The organism is Sphingomonas sp. GCM10030256 (genome assembly GCF_042666415.1).
GTDB lineage: Bacteria > Pseudomonadota > Alphaproteobacteria > Sphingomonadales > Sphingomonadaceae > Sphingomicrobium.
The window spans coordinates 1,384,355-1,401,400 of record NZ_JBHTDI010000001.1 but is presented as its reverse complement, the minus strand read 5'-3'; the positions used below and the strand labels follow the sequence as shown (position 1 = coordinate 1,401,400).

The following is a 17,046-nucleotide window of genomic DNA, read 5'->3' as shown; positions in this document are numbered from 1 at the left end:
CAGTTTCAGGCGCGGAAGCCCTCTTGCAGCTCAACTCCAACGCTGTTCCGCCGGAGCGCTTTCAGCACCGTATCGACGATGTGCGGGGCGTTCAGGCCGGCGTCGTCATATTGCTTCTCGGGCTTGTCCTGGTCCTGGAAGCGGTCGGGGAGGCGCATGGTGCGAAGCTTCAGACCGGCGTCGATCAGGCCTTCGTCGCTGGCCAGCGTCAGGACATGGGCGCCGAACCCACCGACCGCCGCCTCCTCGACGGTGACCGCGACTTCGTGCGTGGTCAGAAGCTTGCGGATCAACGCCTCGTCGAGCGGCTTGGCAAAGCGCATGTCCGCGACCGTGGTGCTCAGTCCCATGCCCTCCAGCTGCTCGGCCGCCTTCTCCGCCTCCCCCAGGCGGGTGCCGAGCGACAGGATCGCAACCGTCTTGCCCTCCCGCACGACCCGCCCCTTGCCGATCTCCAGCTGCTCGGGCTGGCTTGGCAGGTCCGCTCCCTTGCCGTTGCCGCGTGGGTAGCGGACCGCGATCGGCCCGCTGTCGTGCAACGCCATGGTGTGGACCATGTGCGTGAGCTCGACCTCGTCCGCCGCCGCCATCACCACGAAGTTCGGCAGCGTGCAGAGGTACGCCAGATCGAACGACCCGGCGTGGGTCGCGCCGTCAGCGCCGACCAGCCCCGCCCGGTCGAGGCCGAAGCGCACCGGGAGGTTCTGGATCGCCACATCGTGCACGACCTGATCGTAGGCGCGCTGCAGGAAGGTCGAGTAGATCGCGCAGAACGGCCGGTAGCCCTGCGCGGCGAGGCCGGCGGCGAAGGTCACCGCATGCTGCTCGGCGATTCCGACGTCGAAGGTGCGCTTGGGAAAGCGCTGCTCGAACCGGTCGAGCCCGGTCCCCGACGGCATCGCCGCGGTGATGGCAACGATCTTCTCGTCCCGCTCGGCCTCCTGAGCCAGGGCATCGGCGAACACCTGCGTGTAGCTCGGCGGACCCGACGGCCCCTTGTCCTGCTTGCCGGAGACGACATCGAACTTGACCACACCGTGATACTTGTCCGCCGCGCTCTCCGCTGGCGCGTAGCCCTTGCCCTTCTGCGTGACCGCATGGATCAGCATCGGACCCTTCGGCGCCTCGCGGACATTCTCCAGGATCTCGACCAGGCTGATCACGTCGTGCCCGTCGATCGGGCCGACGTAGTAGAAGCCCAATTCCTCGAACAGGGTCCCGCCCGTGACCATCCCGCGAGCATATTCCTCGAACCGCTCGGCGGCACGCTGCACGGGCTTCGGCATATGGCTCGCCAGCTTGGCTGCCAGCCGGCGCGGGGTGAGATACTTACCGGAAGACACCAGCCGCGCGAGCGAGTTGCGCAACGAACCCACCGGAGGCGCGATCGACATGTCGTTGTCGTTGAGGATGACGATCAGCCGGTTGCCCGCAGGCTCGGCATTGTTCATCGCCTCATAAGCCATGCCTGCGGTCATGGCGCCGTCACCGATCACCGCGATTGCCCGGCCCTTGTCCCCGGCCAGCTTGTTGGCGATTGCGAAGCCCAGCGCCGCACTGATGGAGGTGGAGCTGTGCGCCGCTCCGAACGGGTCGTACTCGCTCTCGCTCCGCTTGGTGAAACCGCTCAGGCCTCCGCCCATCCGAAGCGTCCGGATGCGCTCGCGCCGGCCCGTGACGATCTTGTGCGGATAGCATTGGTGGCCGACGTCCCACACCAGCCGGTCGTGGGGCGTGTCGAACACGTAATGGATCGCGACGGTCAGCTCGACCACGCCCAGCCCGGCGCCGAGGTGCCCGCCGGTGACCGACACGGCGGAAATCACCTCCTGCCGCAACTCCTCGCAGAGCTGGGGCAGCTGCTCCTTGGTCAGCGCCCGGATGTCAGCCGGGCTTTGAATGGTGTCAAGGAGCGGAGTCAGCGGGCGATCGGACATGTCAACGCCTGTAAACGCACGAGCGAGGCATGTCGAACCGTCGCGTCAGCTGCAATCCTCGCATTTGCCATGGACCTCGATCACCGGCCGGGTCGGTGCAAAGCCGGTATCGGCCGCGGCCTGGCGCACGCCGCCTGCCAGGCGATCGTCGTCCAGATGGGTGGTCTGGCCGCACGTGTCGCAGATCAGGAAGATGCAATCGTGGAGGCAGCCCGGATGGGCGTTCGCCACATAGGCGTTGGCGCTTTCCACCCGCATCGCGACATTGTTGGTCACGAACAGGTCGAGGATCCGGTAGACGCTGTTGGCCGCGACCCGCCTGCCTTGGGCTTTGGAGACGGCTTCGGCGATGTCGTAAGCGCTCGCCGGCCGATCGAACCCGGCCAGAGCATCGAACACCGCTTCGCGCATGCCGGTCCACTGTTCGCCCTGCTCGGTCAGCTGGGACTTGGCGGCATCCCGAAGGGACTCGCCGTGATGAAGATTGTGATCGTGCCCGGCCATGGTCGGGAAATAAGCGCTTGGAGGCCAATGAACAAGCGACTCGCCGCTGCGTTCAGCAGCCCATGTCAACGCAAGCCGCCAGTCCTGTCGCCGATTTGAACGCCCCCGCCCGACGCGACGAGCATCAAGGCGAAGGGGCAGTGCGCGGGACGGCACGGATGGAGGCCTTTGCCGACGGAGTGTTCGCCATCGCCTTCACTCTCCCGGTGGTGGAGATCGTCCTGCCGTCGCTCGATGGCCAAGATGCGAAGCTAGGTTCCGAGTTGCTGAAGCTGTGGCCGTCGTACCTCGGCTACCTGCTCGCCTCGTTCGTGATCGGCCTTTACTGGGTCCATCACCATTTCTCGGGTGCCATCTACCGGACGACCGGCCACTGGTTCCTGATTGCCACCGTGGTGTTCCTCGCCGGAATCGGCTTCATCGCCTTTCCCGCCCGCGTCTTCGCCGAACATCTTGCCGACACTGCCGCCCGAGAGGCTGCCACCCGATATTGGGTGGTGGGACTCGCCGCTTTGGCCTGGACGTGGGTGTTCAAGTGGACCGTCGGCTGGAAGCGCCGTCAGGTCGATGCCCGCCTGGAGGCGAACTACGTCAAGCAACTCAACCGGCGGTACGTCGCCTTTGCCGCGCTGAACACGGTGGCGGCTGCCCTCGTCTTCTTCGACTGGCGGATCGGGCTGGCGCTATCCAGCCTGCTGACGCTGTCGCTGCTATGGCCACCGGCGACTCCGCGCTACGTCACCGAAGCGCCCGTCGTGGAAGGAGAAGTGGAGTCCTAGACCCTAGAATGGGTGCTGGGTCCCTCGGCGGTTGAGGTCGTGGCCGAGCGCGAGGATCAACACGCCGAGTACGGTGAACGCCGCCTCCGTCCCGTCGTGCGGCAGCGTCAAGGCCCCGCCCATCACCCCTAGGCCAAGGCCTCCGACCGCGCTCGGCATCATGAAGCCGTGGTCGACGATCCCACGCCCAAGCGCGAACGCACCCAGGATCATCGCCAGGCTCAGGCCTACCTCATGAACCCAATGCGCTCCCAAGAAGCCGCCCGCGGCGGACAGGAAAGCGAGCAGGACGGTGGTGGCGATGCAGTGGACCAGGCACAGGCCGGACAGGCCGATCGCCATCCGGTCGAGCCGGTGAGTCGAGGACGTAAGCTGCAGCATCCCGGGAATTGATATACTGCCTCATCCACGAAGTTACAACATCACATTCCAGCGACTGAGCCGAACTGCCGCGCTTGCCGGAGATCGCCCAGCGGGCCATATGCGCCGCCCATGACCGCCGCCGCTCCGACCGTCACCGGGTCAGCCGAACCACTGTCCACGGCAAGGTCACGAGCCGTCGCTCATTGGCTGCTGGCCGTGGCGGCGCTGATCTTCCTGATGGTCGTGGTTGGCGGCATCACGCGGCTGACCGAGAGTGGGCTCAGCATCACCGAATGGCGGCCGATCACCGGGGCGATCCCGCCACTGACCCAGGCGCAGTGGGACGCCGCCTTCGCGCTCTACCAGCAGACCCCCGAATATCAGCAGATCAATCGCGGGATGAGCCTGGGCGAGTTCAAGACGATCTTCTTCTGGGAATATCTGCACCGGCTGCTTGGCAGGCTGATCGGGCTTGCTTACGCTTTGCCCTTGCTGTGGTTCGCCGCGAAGAAGGCCATCCCGCAAGGCTACGGTCCGCGGCTCCTGGTCCTGCTTCTCCTTGGCGGCCTTCAGGGAGCAATCGGCTGGTGGATGGTGGCCAGCGGGCTCGTCGGGCGCACCGACGTCAGCCACGTCCGCTTGGCGGTCCACCTTCTGCTGGCCTTGTTCATCTTTGGGTTGATCGTGTGGACCGCGCTCGACCTGCTCTCCCCCGGTTCGGTCCGCCGCCGAATGCCCACACTGGCGATTTGGACCTTGTCGGCGCTGGCCTTGCAGCTGATGTTCGGTGCGTTCGTCGCGGGGCTGAATGCCGGCTACGCCTTCAATAGCTGGCCGCTCATGGGCGACAGCCTGTATCCGGCCGAGGCGCCCTGGCTCGAGCCGCTGCTCCGCAACTTCGTTGACAATCCGATCATCGTGCAATTCGTTCACCGCTGGTGGGCATTCGTGGTGCTGGCCTTCGTCGTGGTGCTCGCGCGGAAGGTGAAGCGTGTAGGCGGACGGCGCGAATCGATCCTCGTCCATTCGGCGATCGGCACCCAGATCCTGCTCGGCATCTGGGCTCTCCTGTCGGGCATGCAGCTGCACGTCGCGGCGGCCCACCAAGCGGTCGCCGTCCTCCTGATCGCCACCACGCTGATGGCGGCGCACCGCTTAGCTGTGGCAGGCGGCCAAGGTGTCTCGACTACGCTCGACACGAACGGGATAGTGACTGATCAAGAGATCCGTTCGTCCCGAGCGTAGTCGAGGGACGCTGTGCGAGAACTGCAATGCCCATCGTTTCCGTCTACTGCATCTTCGCCGACGCGAACGAAGCACAGCGCATCGGCCGAACTGCCGTCGAAGACCGCCTAGCCGCCTGCATCAACATCCTTGCCCCGTGCCGGAGCATTTACCGGTGGCAAGGCGAGGTCGAGGAAGCCGAGGAAGTGCCCGCCATCTTCAAGACGACGAGGGAGCAAGCCGACGCGCTGATCGCCCGCATCGCCGAACTCCATAGCTACGACGTGCCCGCGATCACCGTCTGGCCGATCGACAAGCTGCTTGCCAGCTATGGCGATTGGGTCGAAGCGGAGACGCGCTCATGACCCTTCTATTTGCTTTTCTCGTCTCGCTCCTGTCGACCCTCGCGGTTGGTGCGGTTGCGAAGGTTTTCCTTGAACTGTTCGCTCCGTTGCACCCCTCGCGTTTCGGGGCTTTTTGCGTCGCCCTTGGCTTTGCGGCCAGCCGAGCCAACTATAAGGGACCGGCCGACTGGAACGCGCTCCTAGCTTTTTCGACGATGGTCGGCAGCGTTCTCGCCTTGTGGACGCTGGGGCGGTGGCTGGTCCGCAACACGCCTCGGGAAGAAGGAGGGTATCATTTTACCCGTCTGCAAAGTCCCACTTTTGCTTGACTTTCTTGCCCTTGCCGGCAAATAGCGCGGCCACAGTCGCTGCCCGCAATGGCGGCGCTCCTTCGTTTAGCAAAAGGTCCAAGCCCCATGAAGGCGCTGATGAAGACCACCAAGTCGGCCAAGCCGGCGGAGGTCGAAAAGAAGTGGCATCTGATTGATGCCGACGGGCTGGTGGTTGGCCGCGTCGCGTCGATCATCGCCAACATCCTGCGCGGCAAGCACAAGCCGAGCTTCACCCCGCACGTCGATTGCGGCGACCATGTCGTCGTCATCAACGCGGACAAGGTGCGCTTCACCGGCCGCAAGCTGCAGCAGAAGATCTACTACAAGCACACCGGCTATGCCGGCGGCCTCAAGGAAACTCGGGCCGACAAGGTGCTCGAAGGCCGCTTTCCGGAACGCGTGCTCGAAAAGGCCGTGGAGCGTATGATTCCGCGCGGTCCGCTCGGCCGCGACCAGATGCGTGCCCTGCACCTCTACAACGGCACCGAGCATCCGCACGCCGGACAGAGCCCGGAAGTCCTCGACGTCGCGGGCATGAACCGCAAGAACAAGGTGGGCGCATAACATGGCCGACAAGAAGTCTCTTTCCGACCTGGGCGCGCTGACCAGCCAAGCCGCTGCCGAGCCGGCAGCCGCTCCGGCCGAAACACCCGCTGCCGACGCAACCGACGCCTCGGCCGCTGACGCCGTCGATGAAGCTCCTATTTCGACGCAAGGCCCGCAGATCGAAGCCGTTCTTCGCGAGCAGCAGCTCGACAAGTTCGGCCGCGCCTATGCGACGGGCCGCCGCAAGGACGCCGTTGCGCGCGTCTGGCTGAAGCCGGGCTCGGGCAAGATCGAAGTCAACGGCCGCGACCAGGCCGTCTACTTCGCTCGTCCGACCCAGCGCCTCGTGATCAACCAGCCGTTCGGGATCACCGATCGCGTCGGCCAGTTCGACGTCATCGCGACCGTCAAGGGCGGCGGCCTGTCCGGCCAGGCTGGCGCCGTGCTCCACGGCATCGCCCAGGCCCTGTCGCGGTACGAACCGGCCCTGCGCACCACTGTGAAGCGCGCCGGTTTCCTGACCCGCGATCCGCGCGTCGTCGAGCGCAAGAAGTACGGTCGCGCCAAGGCTCGCCGCAGCTTCCAGTTCTCAAAGCGCTAAGTCTCCGATCGGTGGATTGGCACGGGATCATTCCCGTGCAGCCCGCCCGCAAACGAAGAAGGACGACCCTCCGCGGGGCCGTCCTTTTTCTTTGTTTCCGCCGGAACACCGGAACATACGTCGAGGCCCCGCTTTCCTCATGCAACGCAAAGGAGAGCAGCTTGAGCATCGCATTCACTCGGCCCGTCAGTCCCCGCATCGCCGATTGCGAGCTTACCCATCTCAGCCGATCTCCCATCGATCCTGACCGTGCCGCCGCCCAGCACGCCGCTTACGAACGTGCGCTCCGGGCCAGCGGCCTGGAGGTCTGCCGCCTGCCCGAACTGCAAGAGCATGCCGATGCGGTATTCGTCGAAGACACCGCCATCCTGCTGGACGACCATGCCATCGTGACCCGCCCCGGCGCACCAACGCGCCGATCCGAAGTGGAGTCCACCGCACGGGCTTTGGCCGGTCGCTTCACCGTTCACCGGCTGAAGCGGGGAACGTTGGATGGCGGCGACGTGTTACGCATCGGAAGGACTATCTACGTCGGCCAGTCCCGCCGGACCGACTGCGCCGGCATCGTTGCCCTAGCCAACGCCGCGGCGCCGCTCGGCTATGAGGTGGTGGCGGTGCCGCACGACCGCTGCCTGCACCTGAAGACCGGAGCGACATTCGTCGGTCCCGACGACGCGGGCCGGCCGACGGTGCTGATCAACCCGGACTGGATCGACCCCTCCGTGTTCGAGGATGTCGCCCTGATCCCCAACCATCCGCTGGAGCCATTTGCCGCCAATGCCCTGCGGGCCGGCGACCGACTCATCTACCCTGCCGCTTACCCGCGCACCGCCGAGCGCCTGCGCACAGCTGGCTTCGCCGTGGAAGAGGTGGACATCAGCGAGCTGGAGAAGGCCGAAGCAGGGCTTACCTGCATGAGCCTGATCTCCGACGAGACCTAAGCCTCAGTCCACCACCATCTGCGGCTTAGCTCCGCCGGGCCGGGCCTTGCGCATCAGCACGACAAGCGGAAGTGCGGCGAAGGTCAGGATCATCATCAACTTGAAGTCGTCGAGATAGGCGATGAACAGCGCCTGCCGGTTGATCTCGGCATTGATGATCGCCAGCGCAATATCCCCCTGCTGACCGATCCGGGCCAAGAGGTTCGGATCGGCCATCGGAATCGTGTTCTCGGTGATGCCGCTGGCCATGTCGGCATGGGCGATCTGCGTATTGCGAACCAGCTGAGCGCCGACCAGCGCGATGCCGGCGGAGCCGCCGATGTTGCGAGCCAGGTTCAGCAGGCTTGCCGCATCGGTGCGGAACTGCGGCACCAGCGTCGCAAAGGCGAGGCTCTGCATGGTGACGAAGACCAGGCCCAGGCCCAGGCCCTGGACCAAGCCGCTCCAGATGACGGGTCCGGCCGGCTGGTCGAGTGCGAAGCCGGTCATCATCCACAATGACACACCCATGAGGGCCAGCCCGAGCGTGACCAGCACCCGCAGGTCGATACGCCCGATCAGCTTGCCCGCGGCCAGCATCCCGATCAGCGTTCCAATCCCGCGCGGCGCGGTCAGAATGCCCGACTGGAGTACCGAATAACCGTACAAGCGCTGCAGCAGCGGCGGCAGCAGCGCAAGCCCGGCCAGCAGCAGCACGCCAGTGACGACCATGAACAGCAGGCCGGTGACGAAGTTGCGATCGGCGAACATACGCTTGTCGAAGATTGGCCGGTCCGAGGTCAGGGTGTGGACCACGAACATCCACAAGAAACCAATCGCCAGGCCGGCTTCGACAATGATCTCCCAACTCTCGAACCAGTCGAGCTGCTCGCCGCGATCCAGGAACATCTGCAAGGCGCCCAGCGCGACAGCCAGCAAGGCAAAGCCGAACAGGTCAAATCGCTCTCGAGTCACTTCGCCTTTCGGCATGAAGCGCAGCAGCATGACCGTCGCCAGCACGCCCACCGGCAGGTTGATGATGAACACCCAGCGCCAGTCGAAGCTGTCGGTCAGCCATCCGCCAAGCACGGGTCCGAGGATTGGCCCGATCATGATCCCGCCGCCGAACGTCGCCATCGCCTGCCCGTGCTTCTCCGGCGGGTTGATGTCGAACAACGTGGCCTGGGCGAGCGGCACGAGGAACGCGCCGCTGACTCCCTGGAGCAAGCGGAACAGCACCATCTCCGGCAGCGACGTGGCGATCGCGCAGAGCAGGGAGGCAATCGTGAAGCCGACCACCGATAGCAGCATCAGCCGCTTGCGGCCGATGCGGTCGGACAGCCAGCCGCTGATCGGGATGGCGATGGCGGAAGCGACAATGTAGCTGGTCAGCACCCAGTTGATGCTTTCCTGCGTCGCCCCAAGGCTCGCCTGCATGTGAGGCAAGGCGACGTTGGCGATGGTGGTGTCGAGCACCTGCATCAGCACGGCGATCATCACCGCGACCGTCACCAGCAGGCGTTTGCCGGGCTCCAGGACGTGCCCGCTCGTCTCGGCCGTCGGCAACGCCATCGGCTTAGCGGCCGCTGCCCAGGTCCACCGTAACCGTCGCCGACAGGCCGGCGATCATCGGTCGCTTCGGCGTCTGGTCCAAGACGATCCTCACCGGCACACGCTGCGTCACCTTGACCCAATTGCCGTTGGCGTTCTGGGCCGGAAGGATCGCAAACTCGCTGCCAGTGCCAGCGCCGATACTGGCGATATGACCGGCGATGTCGGCTCCCGGATAGGCGTCCAGCTCGACCTGCACCTTTTGCCCCGGGACCATGCGGGCGAGGTCCTTTTCCTTGAAGTTCGCCTCCACCCAGGCCGCATCGCCGCGGACGATCGCCAGCATGCCGATGCCGGGAACGACCGACTGTCCGGGCAGCAGGCGATCCGCGTTGGCGACGATGCCAGCGGTCGGAGCCCGAACCTTCGTTCGGGCAAGGTCCAGCCGGGCCTTGGCGATCGCCGCGCGGGCGGCGGCTTCGCCCGGCTGCTCGCCCGACGGGGCGATGGCCGCCTGAGCATTGGCCGCGCGGGAGCGGGCGTCGGCCAGCGCCGTCCGGGCCTGTTCCAGATCACCCAAGGCCTCATCGTACCGGACCCGCGTGGTGAAGCCGCGCTTCAGCAGCTCGGCCTGCCGGCCCAGCGCCCGCCGGGCGATCGTTAGCGCCGCCGCGGCGCCGGTGATATCCGCGCCTGTCCCCGCCGCCTGGGCGACCACTTGGCGCTCCTGCAGCTGCGCCCCCGCGAGCTGCGCTTCCGCCTGTGCAAGTGCCACCTGGAACGGTGCGGGATCGATCCGGAACAGCAGGTCGCCCGCCTTCACGCGGTCCCCTTCCGCAACATACACCTGGGCAATCGGGCCGCTGACCTGCGCGCTGATGGTGACGATGTCCTGCTTCACCGCGGCATTGTCGGTCGAAACCGTGTCGCCGCCCGCCAGCCAGGCATACAGGCCACCGCCAAGCAGCAGCAGCGGCACGATCAGCAGCAGCACCAGCCGCTTCCAGTTGCGTGCGGGCCGAACGGCTTGAACTTCCTCGCCAATCAGTGGCTCGCTGGTCATCTTGTTCATGCGGATTTGGCCTTCTTGACGCATTCGCTCACGGCGATGTTCTCACGGATCAGCGCCAGCATGCGCTGGCAGGCGTCCAGCTCGTTCGGCTGCAGCCCGGCAAAGACCTGACTGTTCAGTTCCGCCGCAATGGCGCGCAGCTTCTCTACCAACGGCTCCGCAGCGGCGGTAAGGTGCAGCTGGCGCACCCGCCGGTCGGCCGGGTCTGGACGGCGCTCCACCAGCCCGGCCTCCTCAAGCCGGTCCACGGTCCGGGTGAGGGTGATCGGCTCGATGTCGAGGCGCTCGGCTAGCGCCGCCTGCCGAGTCCCTGGATGATGGATGAGCTGCCCCATGACGCGCCACTGCGCGCTGGTGACACCCAGTTCCGCTGCGCGGCGGCCGAACAGCCGTTTCAGCGCGTTCGCCGTTTCACCAATCTGCCAGCCGAGACTTTCCATAGCCCCGCATATAATAAGCTGGCTTAGTAAATCAAATGCTCCGGTCGTGCTGCGAGGGTCATGCGGTCAGGTCCGCAAGGAAGCGGCGGATACGCCTGGCGTTTTCGCCAAGGTCGCTCACGCCCACCCTGCTAACGGAGCGGACGTCGACGATGCTCCCGCCGCCTGGTGCCGGGCGAATGCGGACCACCACATCGTCCTTGAAGCGGAAGAAACGGGTGGTTGCAGTCGCCTCGAGGCGACCGGCTGCGGGGTCGACGGCGGCAATCTGCCAACCCCGGCTGCGGGCGAGTTGCTCTGCCCGGCGGAGCGCCTCGGCTGGAGCGACCGGCAGGCGCACCGTCCTGAGGTCCCCATAGGCTTCGGAGTGAACCGCCCGCCAGCGCTCAAGCGGACCAAGCTGCGCCCAACCCGGACGTCCCATGTCGGGCACCTTGTCGAGATTGTCGGCGCGCAGTTTCAGCGTCTGGAACTGCGGCGGGTCGGCAAGATCGGTGCTCGCATCGTGGATCGCCGGCACCGACCCCGCGATCCGGTAGTAGTTGCCTAGGTAGGCCGCGAACAGCAGGCCTAGCAGCACCGCTCCGACTGCAAGCATCTGTCCCTCTTTTCGCCGAAAGCGTGCGATCAGTCCCACGACCGCCCCGACAAGGGCCATGAAGAACAGGTAGCGCAGCGCGTACAAGCCAGAAGCATAGCTCCACCAGCCCTCGCCCGTCCCCAGCCCGGCCAGCAGGGCGCCGCTGATTGCGCCCACGGCCAGGGCCAGCGCAAGCCAGGCAAGTCCCGCCCCGGCACCGCTTCGTTCCTGTCTCCGCATGACCGCACCCCCTGCGCTCATTTGTGGCGCAGCCAGGCGCTGTCCGCAACGTCCGCTGGTGCCCAGGGCTTGCCAGTCCGCCCCGCCTGCCTCAATCGCATGTCCGATGACGACCAAAGCCGAACATATCCCGGAGATCCTCGACGATCTTTGCAGCATCTTCGACGAGTCCGTCGCCAACCTCCGCCGGGCTTTGCTGGCGTACGTTCAGCTCGGCACCCGCCCCGACGGTGAAGCGCGTGCCAACGGCTCGTTCGCGTACCCCGAGCTGCGGATCGAATATGATCCGGATACGCCGCCGCCGGTGCCGGCCCGGGCGTTCGCGCGGCTCAACCAGCCGGGAATCTACAGCGCCAGCATCGCCCGCCCTGCCCTGTTCCGCGAATATCTTACCATCCAGCTGGAGCACCTTTTCCGCGACTATGACGTCACCGTCTCGGTCGGCCGCTCGGCAAGCGAGATCCCTTACCCATATGTGCTTGACGGAAGCGAGGACCTGCAGCTCGGCGCTGTCGCCAGCGCCGAGCTCGGCCGCTGGTTTCCAACCACCGAGCTGGTCCACATCGGCGATGAGATTGCCGACGGACTGTGGGACTTCGCCATCCATTCGGCCCGGCCGCTGGCCCTGTTCGATGCGCCCCGGACCGACTTCAGCCTGGCGCGGCTGCGGCATTACACCGGCACCCCGACCGCCCATTTCCAGCGCTACATCCTGTTCACCAACTACGTCCGCTACGTCGACGAGTTCGTCCGCTTTGCCGCCGACGCGCTGCGAATGCCGAACACACCCTACCAAGGGCTTTCGGTCCCCGGGGGACACTATGATCGCGGGATGCCGGACAATGCCGAGGCGGAGATCGCTGCCGGATCGTGGCGCCGCTACCAGATGCCGGCCTACCACCTCATTGGGCCGAACGGGGATGACGGCATCACTCTCGTCAACATCGGGGTCGGCCCGTCCAACGCCAAGACGATCTGCGACCATATCGCCGTGCTTCGGCCCGAGGCGTGGTTGATGATCGGCCATTGCGGCGGCCTCCGGCCCAGCCAGACCATCGGCGACTATGTCCTCGCCCACGCCTATTTGCGCGACGACCATGTCCTGGACGACGTGCTGCCGATCGAAATCCCGATCCCCGCCATCGCCGAAGTCCAGACGGCGCTGTTCAACGCCGCGGCCAAGGTCACGAGCGAGGACGAGGACAGCCTCAAGCGGCGGCTGCGCACCGGGACGGTGGTCACGACCGACGACCGCAACTGGGAGCTCCGCTACACGCAGTCCGCGCTGCGCTTCAACCAGAGCCGGGCGGTCGCGATCGACATGGAGAGCGCCACCGTTGCCGCGCAGGGCTACCGCTTCCGCGTCCCTTATGGCACACTGCTATGCGTGTCCGACAAGCCGCTGCATGGCGAGCTCAAGCTGCCTGGCCAGGCCAACGCCTTTTACGAACGGGCGATCAGTCAGCACCTGCGGATCGGGATCGAAACCCTGAACCTGCTGCGCGACGAAGGCGACAGCCTCCACAGCCGCAAGCTCAGGAGCTTCGACGAACCGCCGCTGCGCTAGGTCTTTGGCGTTCGGTCGGTAGTCCGCTGGTCCGCCGGCACCTTGGGGTTGGTCTTGAGCCAGGCCTCTAGCGCGTCGAGATCGAGCCCTGCATCGAACGGGTCGCGCCCTTGAGACAGAAGAGTGAAGCCGTCGCCCCCGCTGGCGAGGAAGTTGTTCACCGCTACCAGATAGGTCGCGTCGCGGCGGATCGGGCGGCCGTCCAGCCGCACGTCCCGCAGCCGCTGCCCTTCGCGAAACGTCAGGTCGTAGCTGAAGCGGAGATTGGACGACGGCACCAGCAGCATCGTCTTGGCCTTTCCGTCCGCACCGGTGCGGAACTGCTGCTCCAGAAGCTCCAGCAGCTGCGTACCGGTGAGTGTCTTCACCACCAGGCCGTTGCCGAACGGCTGGAGCGCGAAGATTTGTTCGTAAGTGATCGCACCGCCTTCTCCGGGGATAAGGTTGGTGCGCACACCGGTGGCGTTGATGAAGGCGAGCTGCGCGCCGCCCCGATCAGGGCTGCGCGTGGCGGCGAGTTGCGCGTCGGCGATCAGCCTGGCTGCAGGCGATTCGTCGTCCGTTTCCGACCTCATTGCAGGACCGGAAAGCCGGCCGACAACCCGGTTAGCTGCTTCCCGCGAGGCCCTCTGGTAGCGGTCGACAAGCGCTGACACTTCCGGGCTGCCTGTACCGGTGACCGGGACATTCACCGCCGATGTGCCGATTAGCTTCCGGGTGTTCGGGTCGAAGGTCAGGCGAATGTCGGTGACGAGATAGCCGTTCTTGCCGGCGCTGGTCAGCATGACATTCCGGCCGCGCACCGGAACGTGGCAGGCGTAGCTGTTGTGGGTGTGGCCCGAGACCACGGCATCGATCGTGTCGTCCAGCTTGGCGAGGATCGGCAGGATGTCGCCGGACAGGCCCTCGCAACTGCCCAGCTTGTACGTTTCCGGAACGCGGCCACCCTGATGGATCAGCAGCACGACCGAATGCGCGCCCGACGCCTTGAGCCACTTGGCCCAGGCGTTGGCTGTGGCCGCCTCGTCGGCAAAGGCCAGCCCGCGGACGCCGGCCGGCGTAACGAGGGTCGCGGTTTCCTTGAGGGTCATCCCCACAAAGCCGATCTTGACCGCCCCGACCTGCTTGATCGCAGTGGCCGGCAGCAGGGTCGTGCCGTCCGCCTTGATCACGTTGGCGCCGAGATACTGGAAACCAGCTCCGGCGAACGGCTCGAGACGGCACGGTTCGCGACTGCCATGCTTCTCGCACCCGCCGTTCTGCATCCGGAGCAGCTCGGCGCTGCCCTTGTCGAACTCGTGGTTGCCGACGGCAGCGACGTCGAGCTTCATCAGCGACAGGGCCTTGATGGTAGGCTCGTCCAGGAAATAGGCGGACACCAGCGGCGTTGCACCGATCAGGTCGCCCGCCGCGACGGTAACGCTGGGCCGCCCCTCCGCCCGGAGCCGCTCAAGCGTCGCTGCAAGCGCCGCGGCTCCACCGAAGCGGCCCTCCTGCTTGGCGCCGCCGGCACCGACGACCGTGACGGGCGCTGTCGGGGTTTCGAGGTTGCCGTGGAAATCGTTGATGCCGAGCAGCTGCACCTCCATTGCGGACGCTGGCGCTGGACCGGTGGGCTTGACCGGCGCGGCGAGTTGATCGGCTGTGGTGCACGCAGACAGAAGCAAAGCGGCAAGCAGAACGGGCAGACGAGTCACAAAACGACCTCTTGGATTGCGGTCAGGGCGGCGGCAGGCCTAGAGCCATGCCCATGAACGATGACGAACTGATTGCAAGCGCGCGCGCTGCCGCGCTCAAGGCCTATGCCCCTTACTCCCGTTTCCACGTCGGCTGCGCGATCCTGAGTGCCGACGGCGAGGTGGTGACCGGCGCCAACATGGAGAACGCCTGCTACCGGCTCGGCATCTGCGCGGAGCAAAGCGCGCTGACCGCGGCGCAGCATGCGTTCGGGCTGGACAAGGTGGCCCGGATTGCGGTGGCCGGCGGCGTTGTCGCGGGCGAACTGACCGGGGAGCAGCCCGTCACGCCCTGCGGCGGGTGCCGGCAGGCGATCCTCGAAGCCGCGCAACTCGGCGGCGGCGACATTGCCATCCTCTGCGCCAGCGGTGACGGTCACGAGGTCGAGGAGCACACCATCTTCAGCCTGATCCCGCATGGCTTCGGCCCGGCCAACCTGGCGGGCGCGAGCTAGGAGGTTCGAAGCGGCACCGCACGGCCACCAGTCGACCCGATCGGCCTCTTCACCTTCTTCAACGACAGACCATGGGCAGTTCGCCTGCAAGACGGTCGACCAAAAGAAAAGCCGGGAAACTTCACCGAAACGCGCATGATTCCAAGGGCATTCAGTGAGAGGTCGCCTCCATGAAGGACCATTTGGTCAGTGGAGGGTACCATGGACGGACGTAAGATAGCATCTGCCGCTGCCGCCAGCTTTGTTGCCTTGGCGCTCGCGGCAAGCGCAACGGCGGTGCTCGGCGCACCTCCCAAGGGTCACGACATCATTGTCGAGGGGCGCCGGATTGACCCCGACTTTCAGCGGATCGTCTCCTACAAGGACCTCAACCTGGCACTCGCTTCGGACCGGAAAGCCTTGAAGCGCCGGATCAACGGCACCGCACGCGATCTCTGCGACGACCTCGGCTACATCAGTTTCTACGAGAATGGGGCCTGTTCGTGGGACGCAGTTCGCAGCACCGATGGTCAGTTCGCAGCCGCCGTCAAACAGGCGCAGATGAGGGTGGCGGGTCTGGCCATCGGTCCACCTGTGGCGATGTTGGTGGTGGTCGGCGCTCGCTAAGGCTTCCAATTTCCGTCCTCGTTGCACCGCGAATGTTCACAATGTTCACGGTAACGAGGGCGGAAAACCGCCAACGCTGAGGCAAGGGTCAGGTTTCGTGCAGTCGCGCCAGCAGGGTGTGCAACGTTGAGAAAGAGCCGGGCGGATCTAGCGCGAAAGCGTTGAAGCAGGCGCAATCCTATTGTGCAAGGAACCCGGGCACCGTGCGCACCCCCTGATCCCTACCCTGCGCCGCACGGCGGGAAGGATCGTCTTACGCCAGCTTGATCTCGCGCAGGCGCTCCATGAGGTAATCGTGGCTGCTGATCGGCGGCCACTTCGGCTCCTCACCCGCCCGGACCGTGCCGGGCAGCGCTTCGATGATGAAGTCCGGGCGGAAGTGGAGGAAGAAGGGCATCGAGTAGCGCGCGTTGCTGGCCCGGTCGGGTGACGGGTTGACCACCCGGTGCGAGGTCGAGCGTAGCTTGCCGTTGGTCAGGCGCTGCAGCATGTCGCCGATGTTGATGACCAGCTCGCCAGGCTTGGGCGAAACCGGGATCCAGCGGCCGTCCCTGGTCAGCAGTTCGAGCCCCGCCTCCTCCGCGCCAAGCAGCAGCGTGATCGTGTTGATGTCCTCGTGTGCGCCCGCGCGGATATGCTCGCCGGTGGGCTCGGTCTGCGGCGGATAGTGGAGCAGGCGCATGACGCTGTTCCCATCGCGCACAGTGTCGGTGAAATAATCCTCGTCCACGCCCAGGTAGCGGGCGATGGCGGCGAGCACCTTCAGGCCGGTGCGGTCGAACGTGTCGTACAATTCAAGGAAGGTTTCCCTGAAGCCGGGCACCTCGTCGGGCCACACGTTTGGCGCCATGACGTCGCTGAACTTGTGGCCTTGCGGCAGTTCGCGGCCGACATGCCAGAATTCCTTGAGGTCGTGCGCCTTGTGACCCTTGGCCGTCTCGATCCCGAACGGCGTGTAGCCGCGCGCGCCGCCCTGCCCAAGCGCATAGTTGCGCTTCACTTCTTCCGGGAGGGCGAAAAAGGCCTTCGCCTTCTCCTCGGCACGATGGATCAGGTCGTCGGGGATGCCGTGATCGGCGAGGACCGCAAAACCATATTCCTCGAAGCTTCGACCGAGCTTCTGCGCAAAGGCGTCGCGGTCGCGCTCGGCTTCGGTGAGGGAAACGGAAGCGATGGCATCGGGGGTGAGGGTGTCGGTCATGGTATTCCCGTCATTGCGAGGAGCGGACCGACGAAGCAATCCAGTGCT

General features: G+C 65.7%; 19 protein-coding genes. 10 read left to right on the top strand and 9 right to left on the bottom strand.

Translation table 11 applies throughout. From position 1 onward, the window contains the following. Positions 1-5: 5 nt before the first annotated feature. Both dxs and ACFQPG_RS07040 read right to left on the bottom strand, forming a co-directional pair. Positions 6-1,937, bottom strand: a complete 1,932-nt coding sequence (dxs, locus tag ACFQPG_RS07045) for a 1-deoxy-D-xylulose-5-phosphate synthase (RefSeq protein ID WP_380811374.1) — start codon at positions 1,935-1,937, stop codon at positions 6-8. A gap of 45 nt (positions 1,938-1,982) precedes the next feature. Continuing rightward, a complete protein-coding gene (locus ACFQPG_RS07040) occupies positions 1,983-2,441 on the bottom strand; it encodes a Fur family transcriptional regulator (protein WP_380811372.1) in 459 nt (152 codons plus the stop codon). A 62-nt stretch (positions 2,442-2,503) separates the two neighbouring features. On the opposite strand from ACFQPG_RS07040, the gene ACFQPG_RS07035 reads away from it, so the two are divergent. Further along, on the top strand, positions 2,504-3,220 hold the full coding sequence (locus ACFQPG_RS07035; RefSeq protein WP_380811370.1) for a TMEM175 family protein: 717 nt from the start codon (positions 2,504-2,506) through the stop codon (positions 3,218-3,220). A gap of 3 nt (positions 3,221-3,223) precedes the next feature. Here the strand turns inward: ACFQPG_RS07035 and ACFQPG_RS07030 are convergent, their stop codons facing one another. Then, the gene (locus ACFQPG_RS07030) at positions 3,224-3,601 is read right to left on the bottom strand and encodes a MerC domain-containing protein (RefSeq protein WP_380811368.1); all 378 of its coding nucleotides are present in this window, start codon (positions 3,599-3,601) and stop codon (positions 3,224-3,226) included. A 111-nt stretch (positions 3,602-3,712) separates the two neighbouring features. On the opposite strand from ACFQPG_RS07030, the gene ACFQPG_RS07025 reads away from it, so the two are divergent. The 6 genes from ACFQPG_RS07025 (at position 3,713) to ACFQPG_RS07000 (ending at position 7,571) form a co-directional block, all read left to right on the top strand. Beyond that, entirely contained in the window at positions 3,713-4,828 is a 1,116-nt protein-coding gene (locus ACFQPG_RS07025) for a COX15/CtaA family protein (protein ID WP_380811366.1), read from the top strand. Positions 4,829-4,854: 26 nt separating this feature from the next. Next, the gene (cutA, locus tag ACFQPG_RS07020; protein WP_380811364.1) at positions 4,855-5,172 is read left to right on the top strand and encodes a divalent-cation tolerance protein CutA; all 318 of its coding nucleotides are present in this window, start codon (positions 4,855-4,857) and stop codon (positions 5,170-5,172) included. Continuing rightward, positions 5,169-5,480: a hypothetical protein gene (locus tag ACFQPG_RS07015; RefSeq protein WP_380811362.1), complete on the top strand. Its 312-nt coding sequence runs from the start codon at positions 5,169-5,171 to the stop codon at positions 5,478-5,480. Before cutA ends, ACFQPG_RS07015 begins: the two co-directional genes overlap by 4 nt. Before the next feature lie 87 nt (positions 5,481-5,567). After that, a complete protein-coding gene (gene rplM / locus ACFQPG_RS07010; RefSeq protein WP_380811360.1) occupies positions 5,568-6,047 on the top strand; it encodes a 50S ribosomal protein L13 in 480 nt (159 codons plus the stop codon). A gap of 1 nt (position 6,048) precedes the next feature. After that, positions 6,049-6,630 (top strand): 30S ribosomal protein S9, encoded by a 582-nt coding sequence (rpsI, locus tag ACFQPG_RS07005; RefSeq protein ID WP_380811358.1) that lies wholly within the window; start codon positions 6,049-6,051, stop codon positions 6,628-6,630. A 161-nt stretch (positions 6,631-6,791) separates the two neighbouring features. Then, positions 6,792-7,571, top strand: coding sequence for a dimethylarginine dimethylaminohydrolase family protein (locus tag ACFQPG_RS07000; protein WP_380811356.1), 780 nt, complete (start codon positions 6,792-6,794; stop codon positions 7,569-7,571). A gap of 3 nt (positions 7,572-7,574) precedes the next feature. Here ACFQPG_RS07000 and ACFQPG_RS06995 read toward each other — a convergent pair whose 3' ends face one another. From ACFQPG_RS06995 to ACFQPG_RS06980, 4 genes are read right to left on the bottom strand one after another with little or no spacing between them, the layout of a single operon-like run. Next, positions 7,575-9,122 carry a DHA2 family efflux MFS transporter permease subunit gene (locus tag ACFQPG_RS06995; RefSeq protein ID WP_380811354.1) on the bottom strand — a complete coding sequence of 516 codons (1,548 nt, stop codon included), beginning with the start codon at positions 9,120-9,122 and terminating at the stop codon, positions 7,575-7,577. A 4-nt stretch (positions 9,123-9,126) separates the two neighbouring features. After that, the gene (locus ACFQPG_RS06990) at positions 9,127-10,173 is read right to left on the bottom strand and encodes an HlyD family secretion protein (protein ID WP_380811352.1); all 1,047 of its coding nucleotides are present in this window, start codon (positions 10,171-10,173) and stop codon (positions 9,127-9,129) included. After that, a complete protein-coding gene (locus ACFQPG_RS06985; protein WP_380811350.1) occupies positions 10,170-10,613 on the bottom strand; it encodes a MarR family winged helix-turn-helix transcriptional regulator in 444 nt (147 codons plus the stop codon). Before ACFQPG_RS06985 ends, ACFQPG_RS06990 begins: the two co-directional genes overlap by 4 nt. Positions 10,614-10,671: 58 nt before the next feature. Continuing rightward, entirely contained in the window at positions 10,672-11,433 is a 762-nt protein-coding gene (locus ACFQPG_RS06980) for a DUF1499 domain-containing protein (RefSeq protein ID WP_380811348.1), read from the bottom strand. Positions 11,434-11,539: 106 nt separating this feature from the next. Between ACFQPG_RS06980 and ACFQPG_RS06975 the strand changes: the two genes are divergently transcribed. Further along, positions 11,540-13,000 carry an AMP nucleosidase gene (locus ACFQPG_RS06975; protein ID WP_380811346.1) on the top strand — a complete coding sequence of 487 codons (1,461 nt, stop codon included), beginning with the start codon at positions 11,540-11,542 and terminating at the stop codon, positions 12,998-13,000. Here the strand turns inward: ACFQPG_RS06975 and ACFQPG_RS06970 are convergent. Next, positions 12,997-14,697, bottom strand: coding sequence for a bifunctional metallophosphatase/5'-nucleotidase (locus ACFQPG_RS06970; RefSeq protein WP_380811344.1), 1,701 nt, complete (start codon positions 14,695-14,697; stop codon positions 12,997-12,999). The genes ACFQPG_RS06975 and ACFQPG_RS06970 overlap by 4 nt on opposite strands. A 53-nt stretch (positions 14,698-14,750) precedes the next feature. On the opposite strand from ACFQPG_RS06970, the gene ACFQPG_RS06965 reads away from it, so the two are divergent. Both ACFQPG_RS06965 and ACFQPG_RS06960 read left to right on the top strand, forming a co-directional pair. Next, positions 14,751-15,191 (top strand): cytidine deaminase, encoded by a 441-nt coding sequence (locus ACFQPG_RS06965; RefSeq protein WP_380811342.1) that lies wholly within the window; start codon positions 14,751-14,753, stop codon positions 15,189-15,191. A 201-nt stretch (positions 15,192-15,392) separates the two neighbouring features. Next, positions 15,393-15,797: a UrcA family protein gene (locus ACFQPG_RS06960; RefSeq protein WP_380811340.1), complete on the top strand. Its 405-nt coding sequence runs from the start codon at positions 15,393-15,395 to the stop codon at positions 15,795-15,797. A 253-nt stretch (positions 15,798-16,050) separates the two neighbouring features. On the opposite strand, the gene ACFQPG_RS06955 is transcribed toward ACFQPG_RS06960, so the two are convergent. Further along, the gene (locus ACFQPG_RS06955; RefSeq protein ID WP_380811338.1) at positions 16,051-16,998 is read right to left on the bottom strand and encodes an isopenicillin N synthase family dioxygenase; all 948 of its coding nucleotides are present in this window, start codon (positions 16,996-16,998) and stop codon (positions 16,051-16,053) included. Between the last annotated feature and the right edge of the window lie 48 nt (positions 16,999-17,046).